This window comes from Pedobacter endophyticus, from assembly GCF_015679185.1.
Taxonomy (GTDB): Bacteria; Bacteroidota; Bacteroidia; order Sphingobacteriales; family Sphingobacteriaceae; genus Pedobacter; species Pedobacter endophyticus.
Genome location: NZ_CP064939.1, coordinates 4,720,583 through 4,736,329, shown reverse-complemented (window position 1 = coordinate 4,736,329; position 15,747 = coordinate 4,720,583). Strand labels below are relative to the sequence as shown.

The following is a 15,747-nucleotide window of genomic DNA, read 5'->3' as shown; positions in this document are numbered from 1 at the left end:
AAAGTGCCTGTTTAAATTTGGTTAAAAATTTATTTCCTTAGGTAATTTGTTATTCTGAACGCCCGCCTGACCGGAACGGGCAGGCAGTGAAGAAACTCTTTGCTTTATAACTACTCTTGCCAATTCCTCTGCTATTTTCTTGGCAGCAGGGCTATTTATGTGCTGCATTTTATTGCAGATTCTTCATTGTTTTAATTTGTTTCTAAAGGAATTCATGCTTGCTTCGCAGGTCTTCACTGTGTTCAGATCCTATAGCTATCGGATGACAGCGTATATGTATAAATGGTCGTCATTGCGAGGCACGAAGCAATCTAAATCCATAAATGAGATTGCTTCGTGCCTCGCAATGACGAAGTGGTGAGCATCTTCCCTAGCTACACCCGCGTAAACTTATACGGATAAACCTTTCCAGAGGCCCATTGCGCAACGTAGAGGTTTTCATCGTCGTCCACACAAACGTCGTGCGGGTTCAGAAATATCTTTTCTGCTTGTGCCATCGGCTGTAAAATACCGTTCTGGTATGTGGGCAAGGTTCCGCCAATGTTCGAAACCACCTTATTTTCCTTATTCAATATGGTGGTGAAGCCACTTCCATCTTTACCTAAATCGGGCGATCGTAAAACAGCGGCATACAAATAGTCGTTTTTAATTACTGGCCGACAAACACAAGCACCCGGAAGCGCAATAACTTCTTGCAAATTGCCTTCCATATCAAACCTTTTGAAGCAGTTTCGTGTACGATCGGTAGCCAGCAGGGTCGGATTTCCGTTGCGCCTATCGATGCAAACGCCGTGCGCATTGTCCAGATTTTTTGTTTCCTCTCCCTTTCCGCCAAAATAGCTCAATAACTTGCCTTCGGGGCTATAGCGGAAAACATATTGCTGTCCATACCCATCAGCTATAAAAATATCACCGTTATCGGCTATTGCTGTTTCTGTGGGCACAAACTCCTCTTTCTTTTTATAAAGACCGGTTTCCATCGGGCAATCAATGGTCATCAAAATCTTCCCATCCACGGTGGTTTTATAAACCTGATGTCTGTTGGTATCGGTAATATACAAGTAATCCTTTCCATTTTCCTTGGCCAAGGTCAGGCCATGCGCACCCGGAAACTCGTGCCCCCAAGAACTAAGCAGCTTACCGGATTTGTTGTAGATCAGCACGTTGTTTTTGGTTTCGTTGGTGAGCAGAATTATCCTGCCCTCGCTATCCTGAACCATTTCGTGGCAATCGTTCACAGGATGTTGCAGGGGATTTAAAGCGCCCCATTTTGCATCCATGCGATAACGCATTTCATTGTGACCATAAATTGGCCCTTTCGGTTTGGCCAATAGATCTTTGGCGATAAAAAAACTGGCTGAGATCAGGCCGGTACTTTTTATAAATGTTCTTCTTTCCATATGGATTTTATTGGTGTTGTGTTATACATCGCCAGGCTGAGATGAATTCTTCACTAAATGCCCTTCGACTACGCTCAGGGTGACAACCGATCAGCAAGCGAACATTCCGTGATGATTAAACTAAAATATCGTTTACAACTTTGCCAGCCACATCGGTAAGTCTGTATCTTCTCCCAAGGTGTTTAAAGGTCAGTTTCTCATGGTTCAAGCCGAGCTGATGCAGCACAGTTGCTTGAAAATCGTGTACATGCACCGGGTTTGAAACAACGTTATAACCAAATTCGTCCGATTCGCCATAAACAATGCCCGGTTTTACGCCTCCTCCGGCCATCCAAATACTGAAACAACGCGGGTGATGGTCGCGGCCATAATTATCTTTTGTTAATGTTCCCTGACTGTAATTGGTACGCCCGAATTCGCCGCCCCAAATTACGAGTGTTTCATCAAGCAAACCTCGTTGCTTCAAATCGGTAATGAGCGCCGCTGATGCTTGATCAACGTCTTTCGCCTGCCCCGACATTTCTGAGGGAAGATTCCCATGCTGATCCCAGCCTTGATGGTACAACTGTACAAAGCGAACTCCATTCTCACTCAGCTTTCTGGCCAGCAAGCAATTGGCGGCGAATGTACCCGGCACTAAGCAATCGGGCCCATATAGTTTAATGATATCATCAGGTTCTTTGCTCAGGTCGGTTATCTCGGGCACGGCAGTTTGCATCCGGTAAGCCATTTCATATTGCTGTATTTTTGCGCTAATTTCAGGATCGCCAAATTCCTGATAAGAAATATCATTCAATTCGGCTAGTTTATCGAGCATTTTTCGCCTTTCGAAGCGGTTTAACCCATCAGGATCTTTCAGATAAAGCACCGGATCTTCGCCACTGGTAAACTGTACGCCCTGATGAATGGAATCCAGAAAGCCATTGGTCCAAAGTTTAGAATATACGCCCTGCCCATTTCCTTTCCCTTTAGAAAGCAACACGCTAAAAGCAGGCAGGTTTTTGTTCTCACTTCCCAGCCCGTAGCTTACCCAAGAGCCCATGCTCGGCCTGTTGCCCTGCTGTGCGCCGGTTTGAAAAAAGGTCAGGGCCGGATCGTGATTGATGGCCTCGGTATGCATCGATTTGATAATACAGATATCATCAACCACCTTTGCCGTATACGGAAAAAGATCGCTTACCCATGCTCGAGAGTCTCCATACTGTTTAAAATCGTAATAAGAGCCTACCAGCGGAAAAGAGGCTTGATTGGCAGTCATCCCAGTCAGTCGCTGTCCGGCACGGATCGATTCAGGAAGCTCCTGCCCCATCATTTCCCTCAGTTTTGGTTTATAATCGAAAGATTCCAGCTGAGAGGGTGCGCCGTTCTGAAACAGGTAAATCACTCTTTTGGCCTTGGGCGCAAAATCGGGTATCCCCGAGGGGAGGCTGCTTTCATCATTTCCACTGGTAAATAAATCGGGAATAAGCAAGGAGCCTAGGGCTACACTGCCAATGCCCAAACTTAGCCTCGATAAGAAACGACGCCGGTTAAAATTAAGCCCATGCTCTAAAAAATCCTTTTCCATAGTTTAGGTTTTTGTAATCGTTTCTTCTAAATTGTAAATGGTGCTTACCACCGTCATCATGGCGGCCAGCTTCGTCTTATCAATTTGCTTCGGCATGGGGTATTCGCCAACAGCAAGTAGCTTTTCGGCCTTTGCCATATCTTGATATACCTTTAATTGACTATTGTAATAGGTACTGAGCAAGTTGATTTCCTTTTCGTTGGGCTTTCGGCACACAATGAGTCTAAACGCCCTGGTTATTTTAGCTTCTAACGGATTGTTTTCTTGCAACAACTTCGCCGCCAATACTCGCGAGGCTTCCAATACGGTTGGATTGTTTAGCATCACCAAGGCCTGCAACGGCGTATTGGTATTTAGGCGTTTAATTTCGCATTGATCTCTACTGCTGGCATCAAAAATAGCCATGCTGGCTGGCGGTACCGTACGTTTAATAAGCGTGTACATTCCACGGCGATACAGGTTTTCGCCATGATCTTGCGTGTATTTAGCTAAAATTCCACGTCCGGAGGAAGCGGCTTCCCAAAGTCCCGGCGGTTGGTAAGGTTTTACGCTTGGCCCTCCAATGGTTTTAACCAGCAAGCCACTGCTTGCCAACACTACATCTCGAACCGTCTCTGCCGGAACGCGGTAACGTGGCGCTCTGGCCAGGTACTTGTTTTCGGGATCTTTTTTCAACTTATCTGTTGATACTACGGCCGACTGGCGATAGGTAGCTGAGGTTACTATCTGTTTTACCAAACGTTTAATGTCCCAGCCATGGTCTCTAAAATCTACAGCCAGCCAATCTAATAGTTGTGGATGCGATGGAAGCTCGCCCTGCATCCCGAAATCGCCAGCCGTCTTCACTATGCCTCTTCCAAAAAATTGCTGCCATAGCTGATTTACAAATACTCTTGATGTTAATGGATTTTCTTTATCGAACAACCATTTAGCAAGCCCGAGCCGGTTTTTATCGTATTTTTTATCAAAGGCCAAAATCGATTTGGCTGTTCCGGCCTCTACTTCTTCACCGTGCGCATCGTAAACGCCCCGATTTAAAAGATATGTTTTTCTAAGTGTATCGCGATCGCCCATTACTGAAACAATCAATCTGTCGGTATCTTGCTTGTTCACAAAAGATAGAATGTTTTTAACATCATCATTGCTGATTTCCATCAACGGTTTCTTGGCGTAGGTTTCGGGTCCACCAACGGTCGATTCTATTCCTTTTTCTTTTACATTGTTGAAAAATGCAAACACTTGATAGTATTCTCTCTGAGAAAAAGGGTCGTATTTATGATCGTGACAATGGGCGCACTCCAAGGTAACCGCCAATAAGGCTTTTCCAAAAGTGTTGGTTCTATCGGTTACGTATTCTACGCGATATTCCTCATCAATTACCCCACCTTCTTCGGTAATTTTATGATTTCGGTTAAAACCTGTGGCCAGCAATTGTTCTTTCGTTGCGTTTGGCATCAAATCGCCTGCCAGCTGCCAGGTGATAAACTTATTATACGGTAAATTTTTGTTAAAAGCATGTATCACCCAATCTCGCCAAGGCCATTGCGAACGATAATTATCATCTTGATAGCCATGGGAATCGGCATAACGAGCAACATCGAGCCAATGAAGTGCCATCTTCTCGCCGTACGATGGGCGCTTTAGCAGTGTTTCTACTACGTTTTCATAAGCATTGCTGCTGTTATCGGCCAAGAACTTGTCCATCATTTCTATGGTGGGCGGCAAGCCGGTAAGGTCTAAACAAACCCTTTTCAATAACCTTTCCTTGCCAGCTTCTTCGTTAGGCTTCATTCCCTTTTCTTCTATCGTTGCCAGCACAAAGCGATCGATATCGTTTATTGGCCAAGCCTCATCTTTAACTTCTGGAACTTTCGATTTTACAGGAGGCGTAAAAGCCCAATGCTTTTCGTACTTGGCGCCCTGTTTGATCCATTTTTCTATCAAATCAATTTCGTAAGCACTTAATGGCGGTAAGTTCGACGATTTTGGCGGCATGAGTTGCGAAGAATCGGTAGTGGTAATGCGCAGAAAAACTGCAGAGGCCTCGGGCTTAAACGGCACAATTGCATGGGCAGAAGGGTTTTCTTTTAATGCCTTGTAAGCTTCCTCTTCTATATCGAGCCTCAACCCTGCTTCTCTTTTGTTTGCATCAGGCCCATGGCAGGCGAAGCATTTATCTGATAGAATTGGCCGAACGTGAAAATTATAACTCACCTGATCGGGCATTTTTTCTTCCGTAGCTTCACTGCCAGCCCAATTACAGGCTTGCAAAGCATAAATAAATAGCCCAAGCACTATCGAAAAATATAAAAGCCGTTGCATGTTAAGTATGTTTGGTTAGGTAGTTTTTGTACTCGAGATAATTAAATCAATCGAATCGTTAATAGTTCGAGCCCTGTTAAAGTTAATAAATTATATCTTAAGATTCGCAATCTTTTTAATTATTTTATTAAGTTCGAGTGTTAGTTAGTGATTTGGAACAAGGGCATTGCAGTCGTCAACGTCAAATAAATTAAAAAAGCTGCTGCCTGTGTTATACAATTACTATTCACGAAGCGAACTCAATCGGCAGCTGCAGCTAGGTCTTGTACAGCAATTGGCCAGGTACCCGGGCTTGGAACCGACACACCTTTATTGGAACCCATCACCTTATTGTCTTCTCCAAAATAGTATAATGGCCAGCCTTTGTAAGTGAGTTGCTTTTTTCCGTGTACGGTAATACTTCCAAATAACGCTTTATCTAAAATAGATGGAACAACGATTTTATCTTGCTCATAAATGGGCCATATGGTATTTTTAACAAAGGCTGCATCAGTAAAATTGTTCTTATTCTTTTTATCGTTTTTAAAGGTATAGATGGCGAGTCCATTTGCATCGGTAAAGTAGAGCGTTTTGCCCGTTCCCTCAGTATAATCAGCCAGGTAACTTTTACCGTCCTTACCAATGAGCTGGGCATTGGTAAGCATAACGGTATAATCTGGTTTGGCAACAAACCAAACTTTGTTTACACCCTCGCCAGTTGTTGCGCCAGCCACCTCTGGCGTATTAACGTTGTTCACTTTAGGCGAATAATAATAGAGTGGATGCCCTTTGAAGGTGATTTGTTGTTTCCCATTCACCTGGCTGATTGCTTTAAAATCGGCGATATTTAAACTTGTAGCAATCTTTGCGGCCGTCAAATCTGCAACCATAAAAGCGGGCCAAACGGCTTCGCAGCCACCTGTGCAGGTACTTGTACCGTTTGCATCGTTTGCGAAATAATAAAGCGTTCTGCCGTCCTTATCGATTAAGATTTGGCCTAGCTTGGCATCTGTTTTAACCTGTACCTCGAGTTGTATTTCGGCGGGTTGGATTTTTTTAGATTTTGAGCACCCGGCTACCAGAGCTGAGATACATAATGCGATTACTGTAATTTTTGTTTTCATGTATATTTGGTTTTTTGAATTAATGAAAGATTGTGATGTGGCTAATTAAAGTCTACATTATTTTTGGAAAGGAAAGTTGAAATTCAAGCGATGCTTTCAAACCGAAATATCCGGACATTGGCGCTAAAAAGCAGGATGATCACAGGCCTTCAGATTTGCGCTCAAAGTTTAAAGCATTGCGAATGATATTGAAAAGCGGTGCTGCTTAAACAACCGCCGGGTCGATTTAACCATTTGTTTCGATCTCCTTCTCACGGAAAAAACAAGATAGTTGAGTTTGGTATAAAGATGCGAACTTCATTGCTGCGACCTTGGCTGATGGTTTTTTGCCACCATTATATTGGCCTGTCTGCGAACAACGTCCTTATACTTTTAAACGCAGCATGCATCGATCACATACGCGACCATTAAAACAAAGCAATCAAGGTTTGCAGTGGCAACACAAAATTTCTTCCGACCCCGATAAAAGGTTAATTACAAATAACAAACCGCTGGAAAATGATAAATGTAAATATACAAAAATATTCCATACTGGAATATAAAAATACACGCACAAAAAAAGCTTTCCCTTTTGAGGAAAGCTTTTTTACTATGATTTAAATAAATCGTTATTCTTTTTCTACTTGCATATAGTTAAGTTCAAGTGGTGTTTTACGACCGAAAATCTTAACCATTACTTTCAATTTCTTTTTCTCTTCGTTTACTTCTTCGATAATACCTGAGAAACCATTGAAAGGTCCATCCATAACTTTGATGCCCTCGCCAACGTAATAAGGCACATTCATGGTTTCACCTTGTTCGCTCATTTCATCAACCACACCTAAAATACGGTTAACTTCTGCCTGGCGCATCGGAATCGGATTGCCTGCTTTATCGCCTAAGAAACCAATAACACTGTTAATTCCTTTGATGATATGCTCTAATTCTCCATCTAATTGCGCTTCAATTAAAACATAACCCGGATAGAAGTTACGCTCTTTGGCAATTTTTTTACCGTCTTTCATTTGGTAATATTTTTCCATCGGTATTAATACTTGCGGAACCAAATGAGAGAAACCTAAACGGCTGATCTCAGCATCAATGTACTGTTTTACCTTCTTTTCTTTACCGCTAACTGCCCTTACAACGTACCACTTTAGATCGCTCATTAGTAAATATTAATTAGAAAGTGATTTATAAAAAGTATCTAATACAAAAGTTGAGCCCTTATCCATTGCAAAAATAACCAGTGCAATAATTATCGAAGCTACCAACACAAGAATCGCTGAACTTTGAAGCTCGCCCCAAGTAGGCCATGTAACCTTACTTGTCATTTCTTCGTATGATTCTTTTATAAATTCAACTACTTTAGCCATATCAAAATATTAAATGAGTGAATGATTAAATGAGTGAATGATAATATCTGAAAGCTAGTTTCAAATTCAATCATTCACTCATTCTTGTACTCAATCATTATGTTTAGCACGGGAACAAGGATTCGAACCCTGATCAAAGGTTTTGGAGACCTCTATTCTACCATTGAACTATTCCCGTGTATAAGCTAAAAGCATAAAGCTGAAAGTTAAAATTAACTTATTGCCCAATGCTTTTAGCATAATATGGAAAGCTTTTGGCTTTGGGCCTTAAGCTTTCCGCTTAGAATTTAAGCTAAGATTTCAGTTACCTGACCAGCACCTACTGTTCTACCACCTTCACGGATAGCGAAACGTAGACCTTTTTCCATTGCAATCGCGTTAATTAATTTAACTGTGATTGTAACGTTATCACCTGGCATTACCATTTCTGTTCCTTCAGCTAGTGAGATCTCACCAGTTACGTCTGTGGTACGGAAATAGAATTGAGGACGATATTTGTTGAAGAATGGAGTGTGACGACCACCTTCTGCTTTTGATAATACATAGATCTCAGCTTTGAAATCTGTGTGAGGAGTTACTGAACCTGGTTTACAGATTACCATACCACGACGGATATCAGTTTTCTCAATACCACGTAACAATAAACCTACGTTATCACCAGCTTCACCGTAATCTAAAATTTTACGGAACATCTCAACACCAGTTACTGTAGATTTTAAGTTCTCAGCACCCATACCTAAGATTTCAACTGGATCTCCAGAGTTGATTACACCACGCTCGATACGACCAGTAGCAACAGTACCACGACCAGTGATCGAGAATACGTCTTCAACAGGCATCAAGAATGGAAGATCAGTTAAACGTGGAGGAATTGGAATGTAGCTATCTACAGCATCCATTAATTCCATGATTTTACCAACCCATTTTGCATCACCGTTTAATCCACCTAATGCAGAACCTTGGATTACTGGAATATCATCACCTGGGAATTCGTAGAACGATAATAATTCACGAACTTCCATTTCAACTAGTTCTAATAATTCTGGATCATCAACCATATCCACTTTGTTCATGAATACAACTAATGAAGGTACACCAACCTGACGAGCCAACAAGATGTGCTCGCGAGTTTGTGGCATTGGACCATCAGTAGCAGCAACAACGATAATTGCACCGTCCATTTGAGCGGCACCAGTAACCATGTTTTTCACGTAATCCGCGTGACCTGGACAGTCAACGTGTGCGTAGTGACGGTTAGCTGTTGAATACTCAACGTGAGCTGTATTGATAGTAATACCTCTTTCTTTTTCCTCTGGAGCAGAGTCAATTGAATCGAATGAACGTGCCTCAGTTAAACCAGCATCAGCCAAAACTTTTGTAATAGCTGCTGTTAAAGTTGTTTTACCGTGATCGACGTGACCGATTGTACCGATGTTTAAGTGCGGTTTACTGCGGTCAAATTTTTCTTTTGCCATTTTATTTATAACTAATTAGTAGGTTAACTTTTTATTAATTTATTGTTTGTTATTTCAACACAAAAAACCTTGTCTCTTCTGTAGTATTTAACAGATTTAACAAAGCTTTATTATACCTGAGCCAAAGATGGGACTTGAACCCACGACCTCTTCCTTACCAAGGAAGTGCTCTACCGCTGAGCTACTTCGGCTTTTTAGTTTCCAGTTCCCAGTATTCAGTTTTCAGTTCAAACTGCCAACTGTAAACCGCCAAACTGCTCAACTTTATTTGGAGCGGAAGACGAGGTTCGAACTCGCGACCTATAGCTTGGAAGGCTATCGCTCTACCAACTGAGCTACTTCCGCATTTTCCAAGTGAATGAATGAGTGAATGTTTTAATGAGTAAATGCAAACCATTCTATCATTCGAAAACTCAATCATTTTCATTTTGGTGTGGGGAGAGAAGGATTCGAACCTTCGAAGTCTTGCGACAACAGAGTTACAGTCTGTCCCATTTGGCCACTCTGGTATCTCCCCCTTTTTATTCTTAGACGGACGAGATAAGAATTACGATTGACTTATCAATCTACAACCTAAAATCTACAATCGTAAATAAAAAGAGCCTCCTATCGGAATCGAACCAATGACCTACTGATTACAAGTCAGTTGCTCTACCAGCTGAGCTAAGGAGGCTTTTAAAATTTGTGCAATAATACGAAAAATCTTCATTTCTCATACTACTAAACGTGTTTTTTAAAAATTAAAATCTTTTAAAGAACTTACCCTTTTTTGTTTGGCGTAACGCCCTTTCCGAAAGGGAATGCAAATATACACACTTATATTTCAGTTCAAAATAATTTTTAAAAAAAATAGCGAATTTTTAGGCTCGCTATTTTGTTTTTTATGATTTAAATAAATATTTAGCTAATAATCAGTATGTTTCAATCCCCTGTCCCAAGTCAACTTTTTTAATATCTCCCCTACTGATTAAATAACCTTTATTTATTTTTCGTGCCAAGCTTAAAAATGGCGTTAATACCCGGCATAAAATGCTCAATTAATATCTGATTACTATAAATATCCAGGAAAACACCTATCCGAAGACCAGAGTTGACTTTCGCATCGAGACTAAATCCATTATATAAGGAAATATTAACTCCACGTTTTTCATGATAATTTATGGTTCCACGAATTGGCTCTTCTCTTCCTGTAGCAGGATAATACTCAAATAGGCCACTACGAAATGCTTTATAATCGTAATACTTCAAAGCTGGGCCTATTTTAATCTTGGCATTAATCAAAGAATTTTCGTTTCCGACAATGTATTGGACATCCATATTCAAAAATATAGCGTTGTATCTACGCTCTTCGTCCTCAAAGCTTGTTGGTTTATCCTTATTTTCGTTATAAATATCAGTAGTAAAATAAGTTATTCCAACTTCTGTAGCCCATTTTCTTTTTATTTTTTTGTTTATTGCCAAACCCGCATAAAACGCTGTATTGCCCCAGTTATTTTCCGTTCCATAACCCAACAAGACGGTTAAGTTATATCCTGGTTTCTGCTGCTGCGCCGATAGCTTAAAGCTAATGCTAACTAATATTAAAGCAATTATAGATATTCTCATCACATATGACTTTAAAATAATCTTTAGGTTGATGAAGACTTCACCTACCCAAAGATTAATATTGTTATTGGGTTAGGGTTCTATCTGGGAGGGTGAAGCTTACCTGAGAATTGTTGTCGTAGATTAACCAACCATTACGGGTTGGCTCACCACCGTATCCTCTATTTAAAGCAGAGAAAACATCATATTTAAACTATTTTTTTTGCATCTCTAATTTTTTATTAAATTCTTTTGTACCTTTTCTTTGCATCCATTTTTTATATCTTTTAATTGAATAAAATTTTTTATAGTCTCTTGGAATTTTAAAAATATCAACTGGAACCAATTCTTCTTTCGCCGAAATTATAGTATATGTTTGTGTCCGCCCATTATTATGCTCATACGCTTGAACAATAAAATCTATCTTACCATATTTATATGTCATCCTGTATACCAAATAATTTAGCTCTTTGACAACATATATAGAATCTATAATATTGGAGATTTTATTTGTAACAATTACTTTTTGACATGTATAGCCTGCAATTTTTTTGTATTGATTAGTATAGTGCAAGCTAAAATAGGTAGATGAATCTACAGGTTTCTGTGCTTTTGTTTCCAAAAGTGCAATCTTATACTTCCCATGATCTGATAGAGACCAGCTTTTACCTGTTTTAATTTCAGTTAAGTTATAAGAAGGGAAAATAATAATATTCACTCCTAATTTACTGCCACGGGACTCCTCTCTAAACTTTGCTTTAGCATTACCTTCTAAGGCTGAATCATCAACCATTCCACGCTCCACCTCAGCATTAGAAATAATATTAATCTGATATGGCATTGGGTGATTCTCATCGCCAGGCTGTTGTATTACTACACTTGCTTTAATCATTTGCTGTGCCCTTAGGTTAATAGCGCTTACAAATAAGCAAACCAAAACAGATATTAAAATATATTTATTCTTCATATCAATAGGTACTATCTGTCGTTACAATCAAATTTGGGTTTCCGCCACCACCAGAGTTACCGTAAATATTTATGGGTTTCGAATATTTCTTGCCAAACGCACTATAATAAACACTTCCTGATGAATGGAACGTACACGTAATGGCACCATCATAACTTCCACTATTCTGCCCTTCATCATAATATCCATAATCGCTATTTTGTGATTCTGCTTTACTTATATTTACACGATGTGAGGTGTATTTCCAACCTTTTCCCTTTATTAATGTAAATCCTATACTTACCATTGCATTCATGTTAACAAAATAGTAAAACTGTGTACCTCCATGAAAGTTTTTAGAGCCTATCCCTCCTTCCTCGGGCTCTTCATCGCCAAAAACAACAGATAACTCGTTAGATGTCTTAAATCCTAACTTATTCGATTTCACCCGTAGTGTATTTTGTTGAGGATGTCTTATTGAGATATGGTCAGTTATTGTTCCATTAGCGATATCAGCAATTTCTTGTACTGTAAATTCATACGGGCTTATTCCTTTGGGTAATTCAGTATTACTAACCTTTTTGAAACCAGCTTTCAATAAAGCCTTTTCAAATTTAACTTCTTCGGACTCCACAGCTGCGTCTTTTTTACACCCAGACATTAGTAAAATGATACAGGTTATTAAACTAAAGATTGTTCTCATAGTTTTTGTTTTAATGGTTTATTTATCAATTTTTAAATTATTCTAAATCAAATCGAAAACAAGACCACAACAAAACAAAGCGGTAACTTAATTGCGCATATCTGGCGGTACCCAAATATGTAGCCTTAACCCATGGGTTGAGATTAATCTTGTTCAAGAAAATTTTTGGGATGATAAATACTGCCAAGGGCACTTGGCATAAAACAAAGCTATAGGACTGACAGCCGTATTTTAACAATGACCAAACGTAATAATAAAAATACATTTTTATCTATTTTATTACACGAACCACTAAGTTCCTTACACGAAAGCATGAAAATTATCTTCCATCCACTGATAAAATGACAAAATTATCGATTCGTTGATGCTTTGGTTAACGAAATAAAATTTCATCTACTTAATTAAAGGCCATGGCTGTTAATAAAATATTGTGGTGTAAACCCGGGATGACGACCGGTTACGTCGAATAGCCCGCCCCCGAAGCAACCGAACTCAAGTTTTTGCCAAAGCTTTAAATGTTTTCCCCAATAAAAAACGGCAACAAACTTTCGTATGTTGCCGTTTAGATGAATATGCTTTTGATTAATTAATAATCAGACGCTTCGCTTTCGCTTAAAATTGCTTTGTGCTCACTCAATTTTGCACGGGTTTTTTCTTTATGTTTAGTAATTTGTTTCCTCAGCGATTCGATGGCCAGATCTGTGGCCTCTTCAAATGATTTACATTGTTCTTTAGCAAATAGGGTTCCGCCCGGCACAATGAGTTTAATCTCGCTAATCTTATTGGCCTCGTCCTCTACGTTCTCTAACTTTAAATACACTTCGCCACTAATAATCTGATCAAAAAACTGATCGAGCTTGTTTGCCTTTTTCTGGATAAAGTCTAACAACTTACTGTCTGCACTGAAGTGGATTGATTGAACTCCGATTTTCATTTTTCCTCCTTTTTTTACGCCTTTGGATGGGCTTGTTTATAAATTGTTTTTAATCTTTCGATTGAATTGTGGGTATAAACCTGGGTGGCCGCTAAGCTGGCATGCCCCAGAAGTTCTTTAATGGCATTTAGATCTGCACCTGCATTTAATAACGCGGTGGCATAACTATGTCGCAATACGTGAGGGCTTTTTTTGTCATTCGTCGATACATGGTTTAGGTATGAGGTAACAATGCGGTAAATTAATTTAGGGTAAGCCGGAGCACCTACATTGGTAACGATTAAGTTTGGTACATTGTTATCAAAAGCTTGTAGCTTTTTTTCAGAAAGGTAGTTATTTACCTGATTAGCAAGCTGCTTACTTATCGGTATAATGCGCTCCTTATTTCTTTTGCCTAACACGCGGATTGTGCCTGCGTAAAAATCGATATCGGTATCTTTCAGTTGAAGCAGTTCTGCCAAACGCATTCCGGTACCAAATAGCAACTCAATTACGATATGGTCGCGGGTAGACTCAAAGCCTTCGCCAAAGTAGTTGCCAGAATCGAGCAAAAGATCCATCTTCTGATGATCTACAAATGCCGGTAACCGCTTCGGAATTTTGGGTGCTTTTATTAAAAGTGCCGGATTTTGCTCAATTTTTTCCGTTTTGTGCAAAAACTTATAGAAACTTCTTAATGCAGATATTTTTCGATTAATGGAGCTTTCTGATGTTCCGTCTTCCATTAAATGAACCATGAAGCTTCTTAACTGGCTGTGCTGAACTTCTGTAAAGTCAATTTGGTATGCGCTTTGAATGTAGTCCTTAAATTGACTCAAATCATTTTGATAAGAGTTGATGGTATGCTGAGAATAGCGCTTCTCGTGGGTTAAGTATGTGATAAAGCTTTTTTGCAACATCCAATATCTCCTGCTAGGTTTAGTATGAAGTTACAAAACTTTTGATATAAAGAAAAGGTTAATTTATTGTTTATTGTAAAGATTTCGATAAGGCGGAAAATAAAAAAGCCTTTCAACTTACATCGAAAGGCTTCATTTTATATCGTGAACAACTATGAAGTTGTATCTTGATTCATGTTCTGAATGTAAACAGCATGCTTAATTTCAGTACGACGTGCAACAGATTTCTTCTCGTATGCCTGGCGACTACGCAGTTCTCTCAATACACCAGTTTTTTCAAACTTTTTCTTGAAACGCTTTAGGGCCTTATCTAATGATTCGCCGTCTTTAATGTTGATAATAATCATAACGCTGAAATACCTCCTCTCGTGGTTTTTAAATCCCCCATTCTATCAGGGGATGCAAATGTAAGCAAAATATTGAAACTGAGAAAGAACTTTAAACGAAAAAATTGGTTTAGCTTGAATATCTTATTTATTTGTTACTTTTAGTAACCAAAAAATAAATCATGACAACTGGTAAGAAAATAACCACCATCATTTCTGTTATCGTAATCGCCATTTTGGCCGTAATCTGTTACTACCGCTACTTCTTTGTTTTCGGCGAGGGTGTAAAAGCCGGTGAACTTAACTATGTTGTTAAAAAAGGCTATCTTTTTAAAACCTACGAGGGAAAATTGATCCAAAGCGGCATCAAATCAAAACAAATGGGGACGCTCCAAAACAATGAGTTCGAGTTCTCAATCGCCAACAAACAAATTGCCGAAAGAATGATGAAAAATAGCGGCAAATTTTACGAGCTACATTACAAAGAATATAAAAGTGCCCTGCCGTGGCGTGGTTTTAGCGTGTACGTTGTTGATAGCATTTTAGCCACGAGGGACGTACCGCAGTAAATCTTTAGTCTTTAGTCTTTAGTCTTTAGTCTTTAGTCTTAACTCGCTTTACTTAAAAGTGTTTTAATACACGCTCTTTTATCTGCGCTTGGCCAATGCTTCGCTCGTTGCCTATTGGTCATTGCTTACTTCCGACTCTGGACTTCCGACTCCGGACTTTTGACTTCCGACTCCGGACTTGAAACCCCTTCCTCTACTTTTTCTTCGGCACCTTTGCACCTTCCTTTCTAGCTTCCGATAATCCAATGGCTACCGCCTGTTTTTTTGAGGTAACTTTTTTTCCCGAGCCACTTTTAAGTTTTCCTTCTTTCATTTCGTGCATGGTTTTTTCAACTTTATCACCAGCTTTTTCTGAATACTTTGCCATATCTTTAAGGTTTAAGGTTTAAGGTTTAAGGTTTAAGGTTTAAGGTTTAAGAAAAACATCGGATGATTGGCCCTGGTTTGAAAAATTTTAAACAAAAAAATCCGGAGGCGATTCGGCCGTCCAGATGATTTGTATTAGTTTGTTTAGCTGCTAGAAAGTAAGCACGCTTTGTCTCTCAGCCTCGGTCTTTCACCCTT

16 protein-coding genes and 5 tRNA genes are annotated in these 15,747 nt (G+C 39.6%); 1 reads left to right on the top strand and 20 read right to left on the bottom strand.

Going from position 1 to position 15,747, the window contains the following annotated elements; all coding sequences use genetic code 11:
- Positions 1-21 precede the first annotated feature (21 nt).
- The 19 genes from IZT61_RS19390 to rpsU all read right to left on the bottom strand — a co-directional run bounded on the left by IZT61_RS19390 (position 22) and on the right by rpsU (position 14,635).
- Positions 22-168 carry a hypothetical protein gene (locus tag IZT61_RS19390; RefSeq protein ID WP_196098656.1) on the bottom strand — a complete coding sequence of 49 codons (147 nt, stop codon included), beginning with the start codon at positions 166-168 and terminating at the stop codon, positions 22-24.
- A 206-nt stretch (positions 169-374) separates the two neighbouring features.
- A complete protein-coding gene (locus tag IZT61_RS19385; protein WP_196098655.1) occupies positions 375-1,400 on the bottom strand; it encodes an NHL repeat-containing protein in 1,026 nt (341 codons plus the stop codon).
- 115 nt (positions 1,401-1,515) lie between these two features.
- Positions 1,516-2,967, bottom strand: coding sequence for a DUF1501 domain-containing protein (locus IZT61_RS19380; RefSeq protein ID WP_196098654.1), 1,452 nt, complete (start codon positions 2,965-2,967; stop codon positions 1,516-1,518).
- A 3-nt stretch (positions 2,968-2,970) separates the two neighbouring features.
- A complete protein-coding gene (locus IZT61_RS19375; RefSeq protein WP_196098653.1) occupies positions 2,971-5,289 on the bottom strand; it encodes a PSD1 and planctomycete cytochrome C domain-containing protein in 2,319 nt (772 codons plus the stop codon).
- A 239-nt stretch (positions 5,290-5,528) separates the two neighbouring features.
- Entirely contained in the window at positions 5,529-6,392 is an 864-nt protein-coding gene (locus IZT61_RS19370) for a COG4315 family predicted lipoprotein (protein ID WP_196098652.1), read from the bottom strand.
- Positions 6,393-7,000: 608 nt separating this feature from the next.
- Positions 7,001-7,540, bottom strand: coding sequence for a transcription termination/antitermination protein NusG (gene nusG / locus IZT61_RS19365; protein ID WP_115403174.1), 540 nt, complete (start codon positions 7,538-7,540; stop codon positions 7,001-7,003).
- 9 nt (positions 7,541-7,549) lie between these two features.
- The gene (gene secE / locus IZT61_RS19360) at positions 7,550-7,747 is read right to left on the bottom strand and encodes a preprotein translocase subunit SecE (protein WP_196098651.1); all 198 of its coding nucleotides are present in this window, start codon (positions 7,745-7,747) and stop codon (positions 7,550-7,552) included.
- Between the two features lie 107 nt (positions 7,748-7,854).
- Positions 7,855-7,925, bottom strand: a tRNA-Trp gene (locus IZT61_RS19355).
- Positions 7,926-8,034: 109 nt separating this feature from the next.
- Positions 8,035-9,222 carry an elongation factor Tu gene (tuf, locus tag IZT61_RS19350; protein WP_010601091.1) on the bottom strand — a complete coding sequence of 396 codons (1,188 nt, stop codon included), beginning with the start codon at positions 9,220-9,222 and terminating at the stop codon, positions 8,035-8,037.
- A gap of 119 nt (positions 9,223-9,341) precedes the next feature.
- Positions 9,342-9,413: transfer RNA gene (locus tag IZT61_RS19345), tRNA-Thr, on the bottom strand.
- 78 nt (positions 9,414-9,491) lie between these two features.
- A tRNA-Gly gene (locus IZT61_RS19340) sits at positions 9,492-9,567 on the bottom strand.
- Between the two features lie 89 nt (positions 9,568-9,656).
- A tRNA-Tyr gene (locus IZT61_RS19335) sits at positions 9,657-9,739 on the bottom strand.
- A gap of 83 nt (positions 9,740-9,822) precedes the next feature.
- Positions 9,823-9,895 (bottom strand) — tRNA-Thr (locus IZT61_RS19330).
- A 305-nt stretch (positions 9,896-10,200) separates the two neighbouring features.
- Positions 10,201-10,827 carry a hypothetical protein gene (locus tag IZT61_RS19325; RefSeq protein ID WP_196098650.1) on the bottom strand — a complete coding sequence of 209 codons (627 nt, stop codon included), beginning with the start codon at positions 10,825-10,827 and terminating at the stop codon, positions 10,201-10,203.
- Positions 10,828-11,020: 193 nt separating this feature from the next.
- Entirely contained in the window at positions 11,021-11,773 is a 753-nt protein-coding gene (locus IZT61_RS19320; protein WP_196098649.1) for a hypothetical protein, read from the bottom strand.
- Between the two features lies 1 nt (position 11,774).
- Positions 11,775-12,455 (bottom strand): hypothetical protein, encoded by a 681-nt coding sequence (locus IZT61_RS19315; protein ID WP_196098648.1) that lies wholly within the window; start codon positions 12,453-12,455, stop codon positions 11,775-11,777.
- A gap of 586 nt (positions 12,456-13,041) precedes the next feature.
- The gene (gene hpf, locus IZT61_RS19310) at positions 13,042-13,389 is read right to left on the bottom strand and encodes a ribosome hibernation-promoting factor, HPF/YfiA family (protein ID WP_010601090.1); all 348 of its coding nucleotides are present in this window, start codon (positions 13,387-13,389) and stop codon (positions 13,042-13,044) included.
- A gap of 14 nt (positions 13,390-13,403) precedes the next feature.
- Positions 13,404-14,288 carry a tyrosine-type recombinase/integrase gene (locus IZT61_RS19305; RefSeq protein ID WP_196098647.1) on the bottom strand — a complete coding sequence of 295 codons (885 nt, stop codon included), beginning with the start codon at positions 14,286-14,288 and terminating at the stop codon, positions 13,404-13,406.
- A gap of 152 nt (positions 14,289-14,440) precedes the next feature.
- Positions 14,441-14,635, bottom strand: a complete 195-nt coding sequence (rpsU, locus tag IZT61_RS19300) for a 30S ribosomal protein S21 (RefSeq protein WP_010601088.1) — start codon at positions 14,633-14,635, stop codon at positions 14,441-14,443.
- Positions 14,636-14,796: 161 nt separating this feature from the next.
- Here rpsU and IZT61_RS19295 point away from each other — a divergent pair, with 161 nt between their 5' ends.
- The gene (locus IZT61_RS19295; protein WP_196098646.1) at positions 14,797-15,183 is read left to right on the top strand and encodes a hypothetical protein; all 387 of its coding nucleotides are present in this window, start codon (positions 14,797-14,799) and stop codon (positions 15,181-15,183) included.
- Positions 15,184-15,376: 193 nt separating this feature from the next.
- On the opposite strand, the gene IZT61_RS19290 is transcribed toward IZT61_RS19295, so the two are convergent.
- Entirely contained in the window at positions 15,377-15,550 is a 174-nt protein-coding gene (locus IZT61_RS19290; protein ID WP_196098645.1) for a DUF6496 domain-containing protein, read from the bottom strand.
- Positions 15,551-15,747: the final 197 nt, after the last annotated feature.

What these genes read in the sequence shown, in the direction of transcription:
- IZT61_RS19380 (WP_196098654.1), bottom strand. Translation starts at nt 2,967, where the DNA reads ATGGAAAAGGATTTTTTAGAGCATGGGCTTAATTTTAACCGGCGTCGT.
- IZT61_RS19385 (WP_196098655.1), bottom strand. Translation starts at nt 1,400, where the DNA reads ATGGAAAGAAGAACATTTATAAAAAGTACCGGCCTGATCTCAGCCAGT.
- IZT61_RS19315 (WP_196098648.1), bottom strand. Translation starts at nt 12,455, where the DNA reads ATGAGAACAATCTTTAGTTTAATAACCTGTATCATTTTACTAATGTCT.
- IZT61_RS19305 (WP_196098647.1), bottom strand. Translation starts at nt 14,288, where the DNA reads ATGTTGCAAAAAAGCTTTATCACATACTTAACCCACGAGAAGCGCTAT.
- IZT61_RS19290 (WP_196098645.1), bottom strand. Translation starts at nt 15,550, where the DNA reads ATGGCAAAGTATTCAGAAAAAGCTGGTGATAAAGTTGAAAAAACCATG.
- rpsU (WP_010601088.1), bottom strand. Translation starts at nt 14,635, where the DNA reads ATGATTATTATCAACATTAAAGACGGCGAATCATTAGATAAGGCCCTA.
- IZT61_RS19375 (WP_196098653.1), bottom strand. Translation starts at nt 5,289, where the DNA reads ATGCAACGGCTTTTATATTTTTCGATAGTGCTTGGGCTATTTATTTAT.
- IZT61_RS19320 (WP_196098649.1), bottom strand. Translation starts at nt 11,773, where the DNA reads ATGAAGAATAAATATATTTTAATATCTGTTTTGGTTTGCTTATTTGTA.
- IZT61_RS19370 (WP_196098652.1), bottom strand. Translation starts at nt 6,392, where the DNA reads ATGAAAACAAAAATTACAGTAATCGCATTATGTATCTCAGCTCTGGTA.
- IZT61_RS19390 (WP_196098656.1), bottom strand. Translation starts at nt 168, where the DNA reads ATGCAGCACATAAATAGCCCTGCTGCCAAGAAAATAGCAGAGGAATTG.
- secE (WP_196098651.1), bottom strand. Translation starts at nt 7,747, where the DNA reads ATGGCTAAAGTAGTTGAATTTATAAAAGAATCATACGAAGAAATGACA.
- hpf (WP_010601090.1), bottom strand. Translation starts at nt 13,389, where the DNA reads ATGAAAATCGGAGTTCAATCAATCCACTTCAGTGCAGACAGTAAGTTG.
- nusG (WP_115403174.1), bottom strand. Translation starts at nt 7,540, where the DNA reads ATGAGCGATCTAAAGTGGTACGTTGTAAGGGCAGTTAGCGGTAAAGAA.
- IZT61_RS19295 (WP_196098646.1), top strand. Translation starts at nt 14,797, where the DNA reads ATGACAACTGGTAAGAAAATAACCACCATCATTTCTGTTATCGTAATC.
- tuf (WP_010601091.1), bottom strand. Translation starts at nt 9,222, where the DNA reads ATGGCAAAAGAAAAATTTGACCGCAGTAAACCGCACTTAAACATCGGT.
- IZT61_RS19325 (WP_196098650.1), bottom strand. Translation starts at nt 10,827, where the DNA reads ATGAGAATATCTATAATTGCTTTAATATTAGTTAGCATTAGCTTTAAG.